Annotated in this window: 16 protein-coding genes; 6 read left to right on the top strand and 10 right to left on the bottom strand. The window is 70.3% G+C overall.

Going from position 1 to position 16,247, the window contains the following annotated elements:
* Window positions 1–10 precede the first annotated feature (10 nt).
* The 7 genes from MCAG_RS18865 to MCAG_RS18835 form a co-directional block, all read right to left on the bottom strand.
* Window positions 11–1,282: a nucleotide disphospho-sugar-binding domain-containing protein gene (locus MCAG_RS18865; RefSeq protein WP_007074578.1), complete on the bottom strand. Its 1,272-nt coding sequence runs from the start codon at window positions 1,280–1,282 to the stop codon at window positions 11–13.
* A 52-nt stretch (window positions 1,283–1,334) separates the two neighbouring features.
* The gene (locus MCAG_RS18860; protein ID WP_007074577.1) at window positions 1,335–2,009 is read right to left on the bottom strand and encodes a phytanoyl-CoA dioxygenase family protein; all 675 of its coding nucleotides are present in this window, start codon (window positions 2,007–2,009) and stop codon (window positions 1,335–1,337) included.
* Window positions 2,006–2,743 (bottom strand): bifunctional 2-polyprenyl-6-hydroxyphenol methylase/3-demethylubiquinol 3-O-methyltransferase UbiG, encoded by a 738-nt coding sequence (locus tag MCAG_RS18855; protein ID WP_007074576.1) that lies wholly within the window; start codon window positions 2,741–2,743, stop codon window positions 2,006–2,008. The genes MCAG_RS18860 and MCAG_RS18855 overlap by 4 nt, the downstream gene beginning before the upstream one ends.
* A 54-nt stretch (window positions 2,744–2,797) precedes the next feature.
* Window positions 2,798–3,826, bottom strand: a complete 1,029-nt coding sequence (locus tag MCAG_RS18850) for an NAD(P)-dependent oxidoreductase (protein WP_007074575.1) — start codon at window positions 3,824–3,826, stop codon at window positions 2,798–2,800.
* A gap of 102 nt (window positions 3,827–3,928) precedes the next feature.
* Window positions 3,929–4,918: a dTDP-glucose 4,6-dehydratase gene (gene rfbB, locus MCAG_RS18845; protein WP_036374209.1), complete on the bottom strand. Its 990-nt coding sequence runs from the start codon at window positions 4,916–4,918 to the stop codon at window positions 3,929–3,931.
* Window positions 4,918–5,985 carry a glucose-1-phosphate thymidylyltransferase gene (locus MCAG_RS18840; RefSeq protein ID WP_007074573.1) on the bottom strand — a complete coding sequence of 356 codons (1,068 nt, stop codon included), beginning with the start codon at window positions 5,983–5,985 and terminating at the stop codon, window positions 4,918–4,920. The genes rfbB and MCAG_RS18840 overlap by 1 nt, the downstream gene beginning before the upstream one ends.
* 147 nt (window positions 5,986–6,132) lie before the next feature.
* Entirely contained in the window at window positions 6,133–6,879 is a 747-nt protein-coding gene (locus tag MCAG_RS18835) for an HAD family hydrolase (protein ID WP_007074572.1), read from the bottom strand.
* Between the two features lie 201 nt (window positions 6,880–7,080).
* On the opposite strand from MCAG_RS18835, the gene MCAG_RS18830 reads away from it, so the two are divergent.
* On the top strand, window positions 7,081–7,833 hold the full coding sequence (locus tag MCAG_RS18830) for a GH25 family lysozyme (protein WP_036374204.1): 753 nt from the start codon (window positions 7,081–7,083) through the stop codon (window positions 7,831–7,833).
* 84 nt (window positions 7,834–7,917) lie between these two features.
* On the opposite strand, the gene MCAG_RS18825 is transcribed toward MCAG_RS18830, so the two are convergent.
* The gene (locus tag MCAG_RS18825; protein ID WP_050778008.1) at window positions 7,918–8,145 is read right to left on the bottom strand and encodes a hypothetical protein; all 228 of its coding nucleotides are present in this window, start codon (window positions 8,143–8,145) and stop codon (window positions 7,918–7,920) included.
* A gap of 129 nt (window positions 8,146–8,274) precedes the next feature.
* Window positions 8,275–10,422: a serine/threonine-protein kinase gene (locus MCAG_RS18820; RefSeq protein WP_007074569.1), complete on the bottom strand. Its 2,148-nt coding sequence runs from the start codon at window positions 10,420–10,422 to the stop codon at window positions 8,275–8,277.
* 93 nt (window positions 10,423–10,515) lie between these two features.
* On the opposite strand from MCAG_RS18820, the gene MCAG_RS18815 reads away from it, so the two are divergent.
* The 5 genes from MCAG_RS18815 (at window position 10,516) to MCAG_RS18795 (ending at window position 15,326) form a co-directional block, all read left to right on the top strand.
* On the top strand, window positions 10,516–10,728 hold the full coding sequence (locus MCAG_RS18815) for an acyl-CoA carboxylase subunit epsilon (RefSeq protein WP_036374201.1): 213 nt from the start codon (window positions 10,516–10,518) through the stop codon (window positions 10,726–10,728).
* A 126-nt stretch (window positions 10,729–10,854) separates the two neighbouring features.
* Entirely contained in the window at window positions 10,855–11,316 is a 462-nt protein-coding gene (locus tag MCAG_RS18810) for a hypothetical protein (RefSeq protein ID WP_007074568.1), read from the top strand.
* A 1,399-nt stretch (window positions 11,317–12,715) separates the two neighbouring features.
* On the top strand, window positions 12,716–13,834 hold the full coding sequence (mycP, locus tag MCAG_RS31100; protein WP_083802309.1) for a type VII secretion-associated serine protease mycosin: 1,119 nt from the start codon (window positions 12,716–12,718) through the stop codon (window positions 13,832–13,834).
* A gap of 173 nt (window positions 13,835–14,007) precedes the next feature.
* Window positions 14,008–14,676 carry a nucleoside triphosphate pyrophosphatase gene (locus MCAG_RS18800; RefSeq protein WP_007074565.1) on the top strand — a complete coding sequence of 223 codons (669 nt, stop codon included), beginning with the start codon at window positions 14,008–14,010 and terminating at the stop codon, window positions 14,674–14,676.
* Window positions 14,673–15,326 (top strand): O-methyltransferase, encoded by a 654-nt coding sequence (locus tag MCAG_RS18795; RefSeq protein WP_007074564.1) that lies wholly within the window; start codon window positions 14,673–14,675, stop codon window positions 15,324–15,326. The genes MCAG_RS18800 and MCAG_RS18795 overlap by 4 nt, the downstream gene beginning before the upstream one ends.
* A 154-nt stretch (window positions 15,327–15,480) precedes the next feature.
* Here the strand turns inward: MCAG_RS18795 and MCAG_RS18790 are convergent, their stop codons facing one another.
* Window positions 15,481–16,236, bottom strand: a complete 756-nt coding sequence (locus MCAG_RS18790) for an ABC transporter permease (RefSeq protein ID WP_036374194.1) — start codon at window positions 16,234–16,236, stop codon at window positions 15,481–15,483.
* Window positions 16,237–16,247 lie beyond the last annotated feature (11 nt).

Below are 16,247 nucleotides of genomic sequence, written 5' to 3'. Positions count from 1 at the left end.
GCGGGCGGTGTCACGGACGCCGGGCGAACTCGGCGACGTCCTCGGGGCTCAGCGCGCCGGTGTCGGCCAGCCGGGCCAGGAGTTCGGCCACCTGGACGGCGGTCGGCCCGGTGGTGACGGACTCCCGCATCCGCTGCGCCGCCACCCGGAATCGGTGGTCGTAGAGGACGGAGCCGAGGGCCTCGTCGACCTCCTCGCGGGACGCCTTCAGGCCGGGCAGCGTCTTCGTCGCGCCCTGCGGGTCGAGCCGCCGCCCGTAGATCAGGGCGTCGTAGTTGAGCGCCAGCGACAACTGCGGCACGCCCATGGCGAGCCCGTTCATGTAGCAGTTGGCGCTGCCGTGGTGCACCAGCAAGTCGCAGTCGGGGAGGATGAGCTCCAGCGGGCAGTTGCTGAGCACCCGCACGTTCGGCGGCAGCGCGCCCAGCCCCTCCACCTCGGAGGAGGCGGCGGTGATCACGACCTCCACGCCCCGCTGGGCGGCGGCGTCGACGGCGTGCCGCAGCGCCGGCACCTGCGCGCCGAACACGCCCGTGGCGGAGTTGCCCCACACCACGCAGACCCGCTTGCCCCGGCGCGGACCGAGCAGCCAGGGGTCCACGTCCTGGGAGCCGTTGTAGGGCTGGTAGCGGATCGGGATCCGCAGCGCGTCGCCCATCGGCGGGATCGCCACGTCGGGCGACGGGTCGATGGCGTACCGGATCTGGTGCCGGCTCCACTCGACGCCGTACTTGCGGAACTCGGTCACCGGGTCGCCGGAGACCAGGTCGAGCCCGGGCTCGGTCTCGATGGTGCCGATGAACCCGGGCGAGAAGTAGACGCTGGGGATGTGGTGCAGCTCGGCGACCAGCGCGCCCTCCACGGCCATGATGTCGTGGACCACCAGGTCGGGCCGGTAGTGGGCGGCGTAGTCGACCGCGTTGTCGTAGCTGCGCTGGACCGCGGTGACCGTGCGCTTCCAGTAGTCGGCGAGCAGGTCGGTGTCGAAGTCGGCGAGCGAGTCCATCGGCCGGCCCGTGAAGGGGTTCAACGGCAGCGGTTGCTCCACCATGTGCTGCGGGGTGTAGAGGGCCTGGACGTAGAAGCCCAGCCGGGCGCTCTCCATCATGTCGGGTCCGTCGAGCACCGAGACGGGCATCATGCCCGCCGCGGCCACGCCCCGGACCTGGGACGGCGAACAGGCGACCTTGACGTCGTGGCCGGCCGCCCGCAGCGCCCAGGCCAGCGGCACCATGCACATGTAGTGCCCGGCCCAGTTGGACACGGTGAACAGAACCTTCATCGCAGCCTCTCTGTGGCCTGCCGAGGGGAGGTTGGGGGTCGCGGCCGGACGGTCAGGAGGTCAGGACCGGCAACTCCCGCGCGGGATCGGCGAACTCGATCACGATGGTGCGCCGCCACTGGTCGGAGGGGTTCGGCCCGGAGCCGTGCACCAGCCGTACGTCGTGGACGATGAAGTCCCCCTCCTGCGAGGGGACCGGCACCCGCGGCCCGGCGTCGCGCACGGCCGTGACGTCGGCGTCGTCGGGCAGCAGGTGGGAGCCGGGCACGCCCTCCAGACAGCCGTTCTCCGGCCCGGCGGTGTCCAGGCAGATGCTGATGTTGCAGACCGCGTGCGGGGGGACGTTGACCCGGTCCCGGTGCCACGGCACGCCGGCCGCCCGCAGTGGCTCCTTGAGCACCAACGCGAAGGCGGTGGGCACGACCGGGGTGCCGAGGACGTCGGCGGCCACCGCGGCGATCTCCGGCCGGTGCAGCAACTCGCCCTGCGGCCAGTCCTGCTTTTCGAGGTTGTGGATCCGGTACAGCACCGGCTCCGCGCCCTCGACCTCGTAGTTCCAGTAGTCGGCGTTGGCCCGCGCCGGACCGGCGAACCGGTCGATCAGGCTTACCGCGCCGGCCTTGAGCTGGGCCAGCACCTCGGGGTCGAGCACCGGCCCGACGTGCGCGATCCCGTCGCTGCGGAACCGGCTGGCCACGGCCTCGCGCTCCCGCGACATGGTGGTCATCGGAGGCTCACCCCTTCGGTCGGTCGGCGCGTGCCGGTGCGGCGGCCGACGGCGATGATGTCGCACACCTCCGGCGACCGGCGCTCGTGCAGCACCTCCACCTCGGCGAAGCCGGCGTTGTGCAGGGCGGCGAACAGGGACTCCCGGTCGAGCCAGCGCACGTCGACGCTGAGCCCCCGGGCCTGCGGCTCGGGGTGCTCCTCGCGGACCTGCTTGACCGTGTAGCCGTCGATCGGTTGCAGGTCGCCCACGCCTCCCCAGTAGTGGGTGGAGAGGTAGATTCCCGCCGCGACGCCCGCGATGTCCTTCAGCAGGGTCCACGGCTCACGCACGTGGTAGAGCAGGCCCGCGCAGAGGACGGCGTCGAACTCGCCCAGCTCGGTGAAGTCGATCCGCTCCACGTCGGCGACGCGCAGCTCCACGTTGGTGATGCCGTTGACCTCCATCACCAGCTCCGCGCGGCGCAGGTTCTCCGGACGGCCCTCCAGGGCAAGCACCGTCGTGCCGGGGTGCCGGGCGAGGGCAAGCGTGTCCGCGCCCTCCAGTGCGCCGAGTTCGAGGATCCGCCGCGCGTCGGGAAACGCACCGAAGAACTTCGCGGCCCGGTCGGCCGGGGACTGGCTCAGCAGATAACCGTGCTGGGAGCCCTCGGCGTAACGCACTCCGTCGTGCTCGAATCCATTCACCCACGGCTCGAGCGCGGCGACGCGGCGACGAATCTCTTCACGGTCCATGGGATCAAAGCCTAGCGATGCCATTGCGGTTGCGGACTAGTGTTTTCATCATATTCAGCGGCTCGCCGTGCTGAGCCTTTCGTTGACCAGCCGGGCCCATTCCGGAATCCGGTCCCCGCCGATCTCGATATCGAAGGACGACTGGAGTTCCGCCGGCCCGGCGTCGGCCGCCCACCTGGCGGTGCGGGCCAGTCCCTCGGCCAGCGGGGTGTCCGTCCAGTCGCCGAAGACCGATCGGGCCAGCTCCGTCGCGGTGTACGCGGTTCGCACCTCGTCCCGCGACGGCAGGTGGGCGATCGGATGCTCCGGCACGCCGGCCGCCGACCGTACCGCCTGGGCCAGCTCCAGCACGGTGTTGGTGCTCGACGAGCCCACGTTGAATGCCCGCCCCCACGCGGCCTCGGTCTCGGCGGCGCGGCTGACCACGTTCACCACGTCACCGACGTACGTGAACGCGCGGACCTGGCCGCCGTCGCCGTACACGGTGATCGGCTCGCCTCGCAGGATCTGGTTGAAGAAGATGGCGACCGCGTTGCGGTACGGGTCCCGCATGTTCTGCCACTCGCCGTAGACGTTGTGCATGCGGAAGGCGGTGAAGGGCAGCCCCTGGGTCCGCATCGTCACCTCCAGCTCGCGCTCGACCAGGTACTTGGCCAGGCCGTAGCTGTCCGCGGGGACGGGGACGACGGACTCGCGCATCGGCGTCTCGCCGTGGCCGTAGACCGCCACGGAGGAGGCGAAGCAGAAGAACCGCACGCCGGTACGCAGCGACGCGTTGATCAGATTTATGCTGCCCATCACATTGGTGCCGTAGTTGAGCTGCTTCACCGAATGGCTGATCGCCTCCGCCGCGAAGGCGGCAAAGTGGAAGACCCGCTCGAATCGGTTCTCGGCGAACAGTGAATCGACGAAGTCCACGTCGGTCACCGAACCGACGGCCAGGTCCACCCCGGCCGGAACCCGCTGCCGGCTGCCGCCGCTGAGGTCGTCCAGAACGGTGACCCGGTGCCCATTCCTGACCAATGACTCCACCAGGTGCGAGCCGATGAATCCGGCACCACCAGTCACCAGACAACGAACCATCCGGGGCTCCTTCGTCAATAGATCCGGAAAGGGTTGACCGAGCGGGCGATCTGCGGCGCGCCCTTCGTCGGCGAGCGCCGCCCCCCGTGGGCGGCGCTCGCCTCAGGGCACCGGCGACCGGTCGGCCTGCTTCTTCAGCGGCTCCCACCAGTCCCGGTGCGTCCGGTACCAGTCGATCGTCTCGGCCAGGCCGTCGGCGAAGGCGACCTCGGGCCGGTAGCCGAGCGCCCGCAGTTTCGCGTCCGTCAGCGAGTAGCGGCGGTCGTGGCCCTTGCGGTCCGGCACCCGCTCGACCCGGTCCCACCCGGCCCCCAAGGCGTCCAGCAGCCGCCCGGTCAGCTCCATGTTGGACAGCTCAGCCGTGCCGGCGATGTGGTAGACCTCGCCGGGGACACCGCGGTCGACGACGGTCTGGATGCCCCGGCAGTGGTCCGTCACGTGGATCCAGTCGCGGACGTTCCCGCCGTCGCCGTACAGCGGCACCCGTCGCCCGTTCAACAGCTCGGTGACGAACAGCGGGATCAGCTTCTCCGGAAACTGGTACGGCCCGTAGTTGTTGCCGCACCGGGTGAGGCAGACCGGCAGCCCGTGGGTGCGGGCGTAGGCCAGGGCGATCAGGTCCCCGCCGGCCTTCGCCGCCGCGTACGGGGAGTTCGGCGCCAGGGGGGTGTCCTCGGCCCAGGAACCCTCGTCGATGCTGCCGTAGACCTCGTCGGTGGAGACCTGGACCACCCGGGCGACCCCGGCGTCGAGACACGCCTGCATGAGCGTCTGGACGCCCTGCACGTTGGTGCGGACGAACTCCGCCGAGTCGGCGATGGACCGGTCGACGTGCGACTCGGCGGCGAAGTTGACCACCACGTCGTGCCCGGGCAGCACCTCGGCCAGCAGCGCCGTGTCGCAGACGTCGCCCTGGACGAAGGTGATCCGGTCCTGGACCGGTTCGAGGTTGGCGAGGTTGCCCGCGTACGTCAGCTTGTCCAGCACCGTCACCCGGGCCTGCGCCGTGTCGGGGTAGGCACCGGTGGCCAGGTCGCGGACGTACTGCGAGCCGATGAAACCGGCACCGCCGGTGACCAGGACGCGACGCATCAGACCCCCACCCGGACTTCGCTGTGATCGCCGAGGACGAACCGGTGCGTCTTGGGCACCCGGGGCCCGGGGACCACCCGCGCCTCCCGGCCGATCATCGAGAACTCGATGCGGCCGATGCCCTCGATGTAGGCACCGCGCAGCACGATGGAGTGCTCGATCTCGGTCTCCAGCAGGGTGCAGTCGCAGTCGATCGAGGTGTACGGGCCGAGGTAGGAGTTGCGGATGATCGAGCCGGCTCCGACCACCACCGGGCCGACGATCCGGGAGCCGCTGACGTCGGCGCCGGCGCTGATCACCACCGGGCCGATCAGTTCGGTGCGGTCGTCGACCTTGCCCTCGACCAAAGGCTCGACGCTGCCGAGGACGAACCGGTTCATCTCCAGCATGTCGGCGAGGTTGCCGGTGTCCTTCCAGTAGCCCGTGATCATGGTGGAGTCGACCCGGTGGCCGCGGTCGATCATCCACTGCACCGCGTCGGTGATCTCCAGCTCGTTGCGCCAGGACGGCTTCAGCTCGGCCACGGCATCGTGGACCACCGGGCTGAAGACGTAGACCCCGACCAGGGCCAGGTCGCTCTTGGGGTGCTCGGGCTTCTCCTCCACCCCGATCACCCGGCCGTCCGCGCCCATCTCGGCGACGCCGAAGGCGTGCGGGTCGGCGACCCGGGTCAGCATGATCTGCGCGTGCGGTCGCTCCTGCCGGAAGCGCTCGACGATGTCCTTGATCCCGCCGACGATGAAGTTGTCGCCGAGGTACATGACGAAGTCGTCGTCGCCGAGGTAGTCGCGGGAGATGAGCACGGCGTGCGCCAGCCCCCGGGGAGCCTCCTGCGGAAGGTAGGTCACCTGGAGGCCGAACTGGGAACCATCGCCGACCACGCGCTGAATTTCGGGCGCGGTGCTGCCGACGACGATGCCCACCTCCTCGATACCGCCCTCACGAATAGCCTCGAGCCCGTAGAACAGCACCGGCTTGTTGGCCACGGGAATGAGTTGTTTGGCGGACGTGTGGGTGATCGGACGCAATCTCGATCCCACCCCTCCCGCCAGGACCAGCGCCTTCACGAACGCCCTCGAAAGGATGGGACCGAGACGGGTCGCTGGTTCACGAGCACTCCAGGGGTCACGGTGGACTGGGCTCTTCGTGAACGTACCGAAGGATCACTCGTGATTTCCCTACTTATGGGCCACCGAGGTGTGATCGGTGGATCTCTATGCGTCCGCCATTTCCGCAAACGGGGGCCTGGCCGGCCCGCCGCCGACCAGTTCGAGCACGGCGGCCAGGCCGTGCACGGTGTCCGGCGGGCTGGCCGGCAGCAGCAGGGTCTGCAGGCCGGCGTACACCGCCCCACCGTCGGCCAGGGTGTCGCCCACCATCAGCGCCCGCTCCGGGGCGACCTTCAGCTCGTCGCAGGCGGTGCGGAAGATCCGGGGATCGGGCTTGACCGCCCCCACCTCGTGGGAGAAGACGTAGGCGTCCACCAGCTCCGCCATCCCGTACGCCGCGAAGGTGGGCCGCAGGTCCCAGGCGATGTTGCTGACCACGGCGGTGCCCACGCCGCGCCGGCGCAACTCCGCCAGGACCGGGGCGGCGTCGCGGTAGGGCAGCCAGCCGTCCGTGCGGAACAGCCGGTCGTAGAGCGCCTCGGCGAGGCCGGGATGGGGCAGGTCGACGGTGGAGAGCAGGCCCACGTACGCGCTGCGGTGCGTTTCGGGCGAGAGGTCCCGGCGGGCGTACACCTCGGCGAGCCCCGGCGGGACGGCGTGCGGCTCCGGCCCGCCGGGACGGCCGGCCGCCAGCAGCAACCCGGTCAGGGCCTCCTGCTGCGCCGGGTCGAGCTGGACGCCGACGGTGGCCGCCGCCGCCCGCAGCCAACGCTGCGGCAGTTCCACGGCGAACAGCGTGCCGGAGAAGTCGAACAGGACGGCGTCGATCGGACGGGGCAGGGGGGTCGTCATCGCTCTCCTCGGTGCAGCCGCGTCAGGGCGGCACCAGCCTGGCAGCGGACCAGCCGGATGTCCATCATGGAGGAATGCGCCGGGTCGGGCGCGCCCGCCATGGCCGCCGGTCCGGACGACAGGCATTTTCGGTCACTCTTGCCTTCTAGGCGGATTTCTTCAAAGATGGCTGTCAATTCTTCAGCGATCCTGGAGGCATCCGTGACCCGTACCCGAACCGCCCTGCGCCGGCTGCTCGCCGCCGGTCTGGCCAGCCTCGCCACCGCTGCCGCGACCCTCGTCGCCACCGCCGGCCCGGCGGCGGCCGCCACCACCCCCGGCATCGACGTGTCCCACTACCAGGGATCGATCAACTGGACGAGCGTCCGCAACGCGGGCATCCAGTTCGCGTTCATCAAGGCCACCGAGGGTACGAGCTACAAGGACCCCAACTTCAACGCCAACTACGTCAACTCCTACAACGCCGGAGTGATCCGGGGGGCGTACCACTTCGCCCGGCCGAACATCTCCTCCGGCGCCACCCAGGCCAACTACCTGGCCAGCAACGGCGGCGCCTGGTCGGCGGACAGTCGCACCCTGCCGGCCGCGCTGGACGTCGAGGCCAACCCGTACAGCGGCGGCACGTGCTACGGCCTCAGCACGTCCGGGATGCGTAGCTGGATCCAGGACTTCCTGAACACGTACAAGGCCCGCACCGGCCGGTACGCGGTCATCTACACCACCACGAGCTGGTGGAACCAGTGCACCGGTAGCTGGACCGGGCCGTGGGCCAACCACCCGCTGTGGCTCGCCCGCTGGTCGAGCACCCCGGGCACCCTGCCGGCCGGCGCTTCGGTCTGGAGCTTCTGGCAGTACACGGCCTCCGGCAGCGTCTCCGGGATCAGCGGCAACGTCGACCGCAACAACTGGAACGGCGACCGCACCCGGCTGATCGCGCTGGCGAACAACACCTGACCCGAACGCCCGGGTAGGCGGTTGGCGGCAGCGGAACCGATTGCGACCGTACGGTCGGCGGCCGGTCCGGCTGCCGCCAGCCCGTCACCCGGCCCGCGTCGCGGGCCGCGCCGGCATCCGGTCCTGCCGGCCCGGGGTGGCCCGCCGTGCCATCCGCCAGGCGGCCACGCCTGCGACGGCGCCGGCCACGACACCGAACAGCGCGAACAGCACCGGAAGACCCGCGCTGACCAGCAGCAGCACCACGTCGCCGAAGGCGACGAGCATCCACAGTGCCAGCCCGGGTCGAGCGTCCCTGCGTCGGTGTCCCATGTCGCACCTCCTCGCATCGTCCGGGATCAGATACCCCGTTCGACGCAAGTACATGCGAATCGACATCGCAACGGCGGGAATCGCCTGCTCAGCGGGCCGAGTCGGCAATGGACGGCCCCGGCCGGGCGCTCAGTCGACCCGGTCCGGCTTGAAGCCCTTGGCGATCCGGTCGAAGTCGGCCAGCCGCGCCTGCCAGTCCTTGTTCGCCACCTCCCACCGGAGGGCGTACCCCCGGTTGCTGGCCGTGACGAAGCCCCGGTTGCGGACGTGGATCCGAGTGCCGTCCCGGTTCTCCAACCACTCCCAGTCCGCGCACGTCTTGTAGTAGTCGCAGCGCTTGATGCTCAGATACTGGTAGCCGTTGACGTAGTTCTTCCGGGCCGGTTCCTTCTCTTTCCAGTCGGCGTAGGCGTCGCCCTCCGGGGTGCTGGTCCACTGCACCAGCAGCTCGCCCACCCCGTCGCGCTCGTCGAAGACGATCGTGTTCTGCCCCACGCTGCGCCGCACCCAGCCCTTCGGCAGGGGCAGCGAGAAGCCCGCCGGGTCCTTGTGCAGGAGCCAACCCTCGGGCAGGGCGTTCGGGTCCACGGACGGGCTGGCAGACGGCGTCGGGCTGGGCGGAGCCGCGCTGCTGGTCGCCGGTGCGGCCGACGGCGTCGGCGTCGACACGCCCGCCTGCGGGTCGCCGCCGGGCCCCGGGTCGTCGTCACCGCTCCGGCCGAGCAGCGGCACCGCCGCCAGCAGGCCGATCAGCAGCACCGCGACGAGCGCGCCGACCAGCAGGCCGCGGCGGCGACGCTCGGGCTTCGTGCCCCCGACGACGGTGGCCCGGCCCGTCGACGAGAGTGCCGGGCCGGAGGCGGCCGGCAGCACCGACGTCGGGGCGGCCTCCTCGCGGGGCGCGACGGCGGGCTCGCGGGCCGGGGCGGGCGGCGAAACGGGCACAGCCGCGCCCGGATCGACCCGGGTGTCGTCGGCTCGGGTGTCGTCGGCCCGACCGGCCGCCGGGGCCCCGTCGGCCCCTTCGTCCCCAGCCTCGGCGGCCCGGTCCGCCGGCGGCCCGTCACTCCCTCCGGCCGGCGTGCCCGCAGCCTCGTCGGCGCTGGTCGCGGCGTCGGGGGCGGGGATCTTCGCGGTGGGATCGGCCGCCTGCGGGCCGAAGTCGGTGACCTTCGCGGTCGGATCGGCGTCGGCGCTCGGCAGGTCGACCATCGCGGTCGGCGCGGCGTCCACCCCCGCCGGGACCTTCGCGGTCGCGTCGCCGCCGCCCACGCCGGCCGCCGCCGCGCCACCGGCGGCAAGACCACCTTCCGGGGTACGCGGTGCGGGCGGGGCCGCCGGCCGGCCGGTGCGCTGTTCGGCGGGGCGCGGTGCGGGCACCACCGGCGGTCGCGGCTCGCGCGGGCCGTTCGGCCCCGGCCGGCGTACGCCGTCGAGCAGCGAGATGGTCTTGGCGCGACGCCCGGCGGCCCGCCGCAGGAGCCGCTCGGCCACCTCGGCGTCGATCCGCTCGGCCGGGTCCTTGCGGAGCAGCCCGTTCAGCACCGGCTTCAACGGGCCGGCGTTCCTCGGCGGCGGCATCGGCTCGGTGGCCAGCGCCGCCAGGGTGGCGATCGCCGACGGTCGGGCGAACGGCGACTTGCCCTCCACCGCCGCGTAGAGCGTCGCGCCCAGCGACCAGAGGTCCGCCTCCGGGCCGGCGGTGCCGTCCCGCGCCCGCTCCGGGGCGATGTACGCCGGGGAGCCCAGCACCATTCCGGTCCGCGTCACGTTCGGGTCACCGGGGATGGTCGCCAGGCCGAAATCGGTCAGCACCACCCGGCCGTCGGTGCCGAGCAGCACGTTGCCCGGCTTGATGTCCCGGTGCATGACGCCGGCCTTGTGCGCCGCCTTCAGCGCGCCGAGCACCCCCAGGCCGATCTCGACCGCCTTGGCCGGCGACACCGGCCCGTCCTCCGCGAGAGTGTCCTGAAGGGACTTCGACGCCACGTACTCCATGACGATCCACGGGTCGCCGTCGGTGCGCAGAACGTCGAAGATGCGGACCACGTTGACGTGGTTGAGTCGCGCGATGGCACGGGCCTCCCGCAGCGAGCGTTCCCGCATCTCGCGGCGCTCCTCCGGGGTGAGGCTGGGCGGCGGGACCAGTTCCTTGATCGCCACATCCCGGTGCAGCACCTCGTCGCGCGCCTTCCATACCCGACCCATGCCACCCTGACCGAGCGGCGAAATCAGCCGGTACCGGTCGGCAACGAGTTGGGGAAGCGCGTTCGACATCGGTGGAGACGGTACCCGGCGGCGGCCCGCCGCACACCGCCGGCACGCCACTGTGCGACGAAGGTCAAGTTCGCGACGCGTACGCTGAACGGCATGTCTGCCGAAGAGCCGCTGTTCCGGGTGACCCGGGGCGTTCCGACCGCCGAGGAACTGGCCGCGCTGGTCGGCGTCATCGTCGCCCGGACCCGCTCCGCCGCCGCTCACGCGCCCGCCGCGCCGTCGGCCTGGGCACGCAGCGGTCGGCCCGGCGGTACGGTGCTCGCCGCTCGCCCGGGAGCCTGGCGCGCCTCCGGTCTGCCCCGCTGACGCACTCGCCAGCATGTGGCCAGTGTGGCCCGCCGCCGAGGCGGGTGGCGGCGGGGGCTCCCGGAGGTCGACGACACCCGTTAACCTCACTCAGGGAGACGATGCCGTGACGGATAGGGAGGGTCGATGATTCCCGAGGAGGACCGACCAGCACCCTGGTTGAGCGGCTACGGCAGCATCGAGGCCGACATCCGCCAGATGCGCGAGTTCGCCGACAAACTCCAGGCGGAGGTCGAGCGGAACTACGCACCGCATCTGTCGTACATAGCGGACGACATGAAGGCACAGATCCCCAACCCCGCCGACGCCTTCGTCGAACTGGTGCAGTTCCTCAAGGCGCACAACGAGACCCAGCAGGCCACCGCCACGATGGTCTGGTCCGTCGGTGGGGCCACCGGCCACCTGGCCACGGCAGCCGGCCGGATCGCCGAGCAGTACGCCGACTCCGACGCCTTCTCCGCCGCTCGCGTCTCCGACGTGGAGCGGGCCCTCGCCAACCCGGGCGCGGCGGGGCAGGGCCGCCCCACGCCGGCTCTGCCCGACCCGACCAGCCCGGACGGCGGGCCGGGGCGGGTGGTGCTGCCATGATCGAGCGGGGCAGCGGCCGGACGTCCGGCCTCACCGACTGGCGGCTGATGGACCTGCTGAGCATGTGGGCGTGCATCCAGGACCACGAGACCGCCGGGCACTGGAAGCAGGTCGCCGGCTGGCGCAAGGTTTGCGACCTCGCGCAGGCCCACCTGGGCCGCCTCAAGGAGTACCGGCGCGGCCTGGCCGAGGCGTGGCCACCGGCGACCAACGCCGCCGCCCGGGCGTACCTCGGCGAACTGGACGACCTGATCGACAAGGTGCAACGCACCCACGACGCGGCTGCCGCGAACTACGACGCCCTCGCGGCCGCCACCCGAGCGATCAGCAGCGCCCGCACCGAACTCAAGCCGCTACACGACGAGTACGTGGAGAAACTCCAGCAGAAGCGGGCGTACGAGGCGACTACCGCCGATCCGAAGGCGCTGATGGGCAGCCGGCTGCCGGACAAGCCGGTGACTGACGCCGACCTGGAACGACTCAACGCCCAGGCCCGGAACCTGATGTACGGGTTGAGCGGCGAACTCCAACAGGCCCAAGCAATGCTCCGCCAACCCCCTCCTCCGCACCGCCCAGGACGACAGCCGAACAACCCGGATGCTTACGAGAGCACAGGCACGCCTCCGGTCATCCCGCCCGTATTACCAGTCCCAACCATTAGGCCTTCAATTCCCTCAAGCGCTCAGCAAGCAGAGCCACGCCCTGTTCCTGTCCAGAGCGCACCCCAAACAGGTCCTGTACTCGGGGGAATCGGGACGGGAAACACCACTTCGCCATCGGGCTCCATTTCTCCCGGCACCGGCCACCCAGTGACATCCAACCCGGCAGGAGGTGCTGGCCCTACCCTCCCGCCGAACTTGCCACCTGCCATCGCCCCCACTGGACGAGGCAGCACAACCGGCCAGGTAGGAAACCAGCCCCGCTCAACCACGTCCTCACGACCATTCTTGCCAGGCGGCCTGATCGGCGGCGGGCCCGCGATGGGGATTAATCAACCCCTTGGCAATACTCCTCCGCGAAGGATCAACCCAATTGGAGGGGTGATCGGGGGCGGTGGGGCTGGAACCTCACCAACCGGCGCTGCAGGCACTCGCCCGGGCTCGGGACGTGGTCCCCACTTTAACCTGACCCCTGCGGCGCCTCCGAATGGCGCACCGCAAGGCGTCGTAAACACCTTAGGTCTGAATGGTGAGCCGTCACGCTCATCCCACCGCGAGCAAGGCGATACTGACGGCCGCTACTGGGATCCCGACCATCCATGGGCAACCAGCGAGGGCGTTCCTCCAGTAGTCCGCCCGCCCGAGGCGGAGGGACCAATCGACCCAGGGCCAGCTATTGGCTTCGACCGGTGAAAAACGCTCCTCCAGCGGGCGCTACCTTCACCTTCCTAGCAACATTGATGGTTGCATCAGCGTACGCCCCGAGCGCCGTGCGTGCGAGTCCTGAAACCGATGGTGCCTTGCGAATACGGGCTGACCAGTGGCACCTTAACTACCTGAAGGCGGCGGAGGCTCAGAAGCTGTCACTGGGAGAAGGGGTTGTAGTAGCGGTCCCGGATACTGGCGTTGATCCACACCCCGACCTTCAGCGCAATCTAATCAAAGGGATTGACATCATTCCCGGGGGCAATGGAGATGGCCAGAAAGATCGCAACAGTCACGGCACTAGCATGGCTGGACTAATCGCAGCCCACGGACAGGGCCAGAGCGGCGCCTTAGGCATAGCACCCAGAGCCAAGATCATGCCAATCCTGTCTTCCGCGTCGAACAACCTCGGTGATGCAGACGGCTTGGCTGCGGGTATAGAATTTGCAATCTCGCATGGGGCGGATGTCATCAATGTCTCCAGCGGAGGCGGCGCCAGCGTTCGACTCATCAAGGCAATCAGAGAGGCGGTCGCCGCAGACATTGTAGTTGTCGCAGCCGCCGGAAACAGTCCCGAAGACATGACAATTGGCTATCCAGCCAGCGAGGAAGGAGTCGTCGCAGTTGGCGGAATTGATCGACAGGGAGAGCATGCTTCAGTTTCTGTCGTCGGACCGGAAGTTGACTTAGTCGCACCGGCAGTCGACATCTACAGCACCAGTTACGACGGGAAGTACTCCAAAGGCACCGGTACGTCCAGTGCCACAGCGATAGTCGCAGGGGCCGCTGCTCTGGTCCGATCGAAGTTTCCCGACCTGCCCGCCTCGGAGGTCGTCCATCGCCTCACTGCCACCGCCATCGACAAAGGGCCGCCAGGGCACGACGACCAGTACGGCTACGGCGTTATCGACCTGGTTGCCGCGCTTACGGCAGACGTACCCCCGGTGGGCTTTGAGTCGGCGACGGCGGACGTGCCCGACGTGCCTGGGTCGACCACGACGGCGGTCGCCGAGCCGGCAGGCGAGGGTGACGATGGGGCAACGGCCCGAGGTCTGGCCACGTTGGGAGTGATCGTGGCTGCTGCGGGCGCTTGGGCGCTGGTCGCTCGACGGCGTAGGTTGAGCGACGACCCGCCCCCGCGGATCAGCCGGTGACCAGCCAGCCCTGACGCCATGTCGGCGACATTGGGGGGTCGGGGTGGGTGGGATACCGCTATTTGGCCGACATGAAGTCGATCAACAGCGATCAACAGGCAGTGTGATCGGCGGGGGTCGGTCGACGGCCAGGCGGCGTCGACGGAGGCGGGGGAAGCGGTAGCGTCGGCGACGTGCCGAACTCGATTTCACTCCGACTCGTGCTCGCGTCGGCGAGCCCTGCCCGTCGCAAGCTCCTCCACGCCGCCGGCATCGAACCCGACGTGCTGGTCAGTGGGGTCGACGAGTCCCAGGTGACCAGCGAGCGAGCCGAGGATCTGTGCCTGGAGCTGGCCCGCCTGAAGGCGCAGGCGGTCGTCGGCCGGCTGCGCCCGTCGGCCGACGAGCGGACGCTGGTGCTCGGCTGCGACTCGGTGCTCGCCTTCGACCGCGAGATTCTCGGCAAGCCGGCCGACGAGGCGGACGCTACCCGGCGTTGGGAGCGGATGCGGGGGCGCAGCGGGGTGCTACACACCGGGCACTGCCTGATCGACGTCATCCACGAGACGCGCGCCGAGGCGGTCGCCTCGACCACCGTGCGTTTCGCTGACATCAGCGACGAGGAGATTGCCGCGTACGTCGCGACGGGCGAACCGCTCGCGGTCGCCGGCGCGTTCACCATCGACGGAATGGGCGGGGCGTTCCTGGAGGGTGTCGACGGCGACCCGGGCACGGTGGTCGGCCTCTCCCTACCGTTGCTGCGCCGGCTTCTCGGCGAGCTGGACCTGCGGATCATCGACCTGTGGACGAAGGTCGCGCCGGGCGGCCAGGCGGTCGAGGCGGTGGGTACGGTCCAGCCATGACGACGAAGTCCCTGCCGCTGACCCCGGAACTGCATGCGTACGTGGTGGCCCACGGATCGGACCCGGACGAGGTGATGCGGGATCTGATCGAGGAGACCCTCGCCGCGCTGCCCGCCGAGGCGAGGATGCAGGTGGCCCCGGAGCAAGCCGCGTTCCTGACGTTCCTCACCCGGTTGATCGGGGCGCGGCGGGCGGTGGAGGTGGGCACCTTCACCGGCCTGTCCTCCCTGGCGATCGCGCGCGGGCTGGCCGAGGGCGGGCGGTTGACCTGCTTCGACATCTCGGAGGAGTACACGGGCGTCGCGCGGCGGTACTGGGCGCGGGCCGGGGTGGCCGACCAGATCGACCTGCGGATCGGGCCGGCCGGGGACACGCTGCGCGGGTTGCCGTACGAACGGCACCTGGACTTCGCGTTCATCGACGCGGACAAGGTCGGCTACCCGGTCTACTGGGCGGAGTTGGTGCCCCGCATGCTCCCGGGCGGGGTCATCGCGGTGGACAACACGTTGCGCGGGGGCCGGGTGCTCGCCCCGCGTGACGCCGACGACCGGGCCATCGCCGCGTTCAACGACGAGGTGATGGCCGACGTCCGGGTGGAGCCGGTGCTGCTGCCGATCGCCGACGGGCTGACCCTGGCCCGGGTGCGCTGACGGGCGCCAGCCGGACGATCGTGCCAGGTCGCCGGCCCGGCGTCGTGTGTCCGCCTCACCGGGTCGACGAGGGGGTGAGGCGGGGCGGGGTGTTAGGAAGGGGCCCTTCCTATACCGAATGCGTTAACAAGGGGCCCCTCCTTACACCTCAACCTCAGCGCACGCTGCGGGCGAACTGGCGGGCGGCCCAGGCGACGCCGACGGCGGCAAGCACCGCGATGATGGTCAGGCCCTGCCAGACCTTGTCGTTGCCGAGGTCGCCGGCGAAGAGGGCCCGGGTGCCGTCCACGGCCCAGGAGAACGGGTTCCACTCGGCGATGCGCTGGAGCCAGCCGGGGGCGAAGGTGAGCGGCAGCAGGATGCCGGAGAGCAGCAGCACCGGCTGGGCGACGGTGTTCATCACCGGGGCGAGCGCGTCCTCACTCTTGACCTTGAGCGCGACGCCGTACGAGACGGCCGAGGTCATCAGCGCGATCAGGGCGAGCATCAGGTACGCCAGCAGCAGGTCGCCGATGAACACGCGCAGCTCGAACAGGAGCGCGAGCAGGGTGATGATGACGGCCTGGGCGAGCAGCGACACGACGTCGCGCAGGGCCCGGCCGAGCAGCAGCGCGAGCCGGCTGACCGGGGTGACCCGGGACCGTTCGATGACGCCGGCGCGCAGCTCGGCGATCAGGCCGAAGCCCTGGAAGAGGCCGCCGAAGATGGCCAGCAGCACCAGCAGGCCGGGCACGAAGATCTTGTACGCCTCGGCCTGGGTCGGCGCGTTCAGCGCGGGCTTGAGCAGCGGGGCGAAGAGGAGCAGGTACATCACCGGCTGGAAGACGCCGACGAAGACCCAGACCGGATTGCGGAGCAGGAGTTGCATCTGGCGCTGGGCGACGAGCCAGGTGTCGCGGGCGAACTTCATGATCGGACTCC

This window comes from Micromonospora sp. ATCC 39149 (assembly GCF_000158815.1).
Classification (GTDB): domain Bacteria; phylum Actinomycetota; class Actinomycetes; order Mycobacteriales; family Micromonosporaceae; genus Micromonospora.
This window is presented reverse-complemented; position numbering and strand designations above follow the sequence as displayed.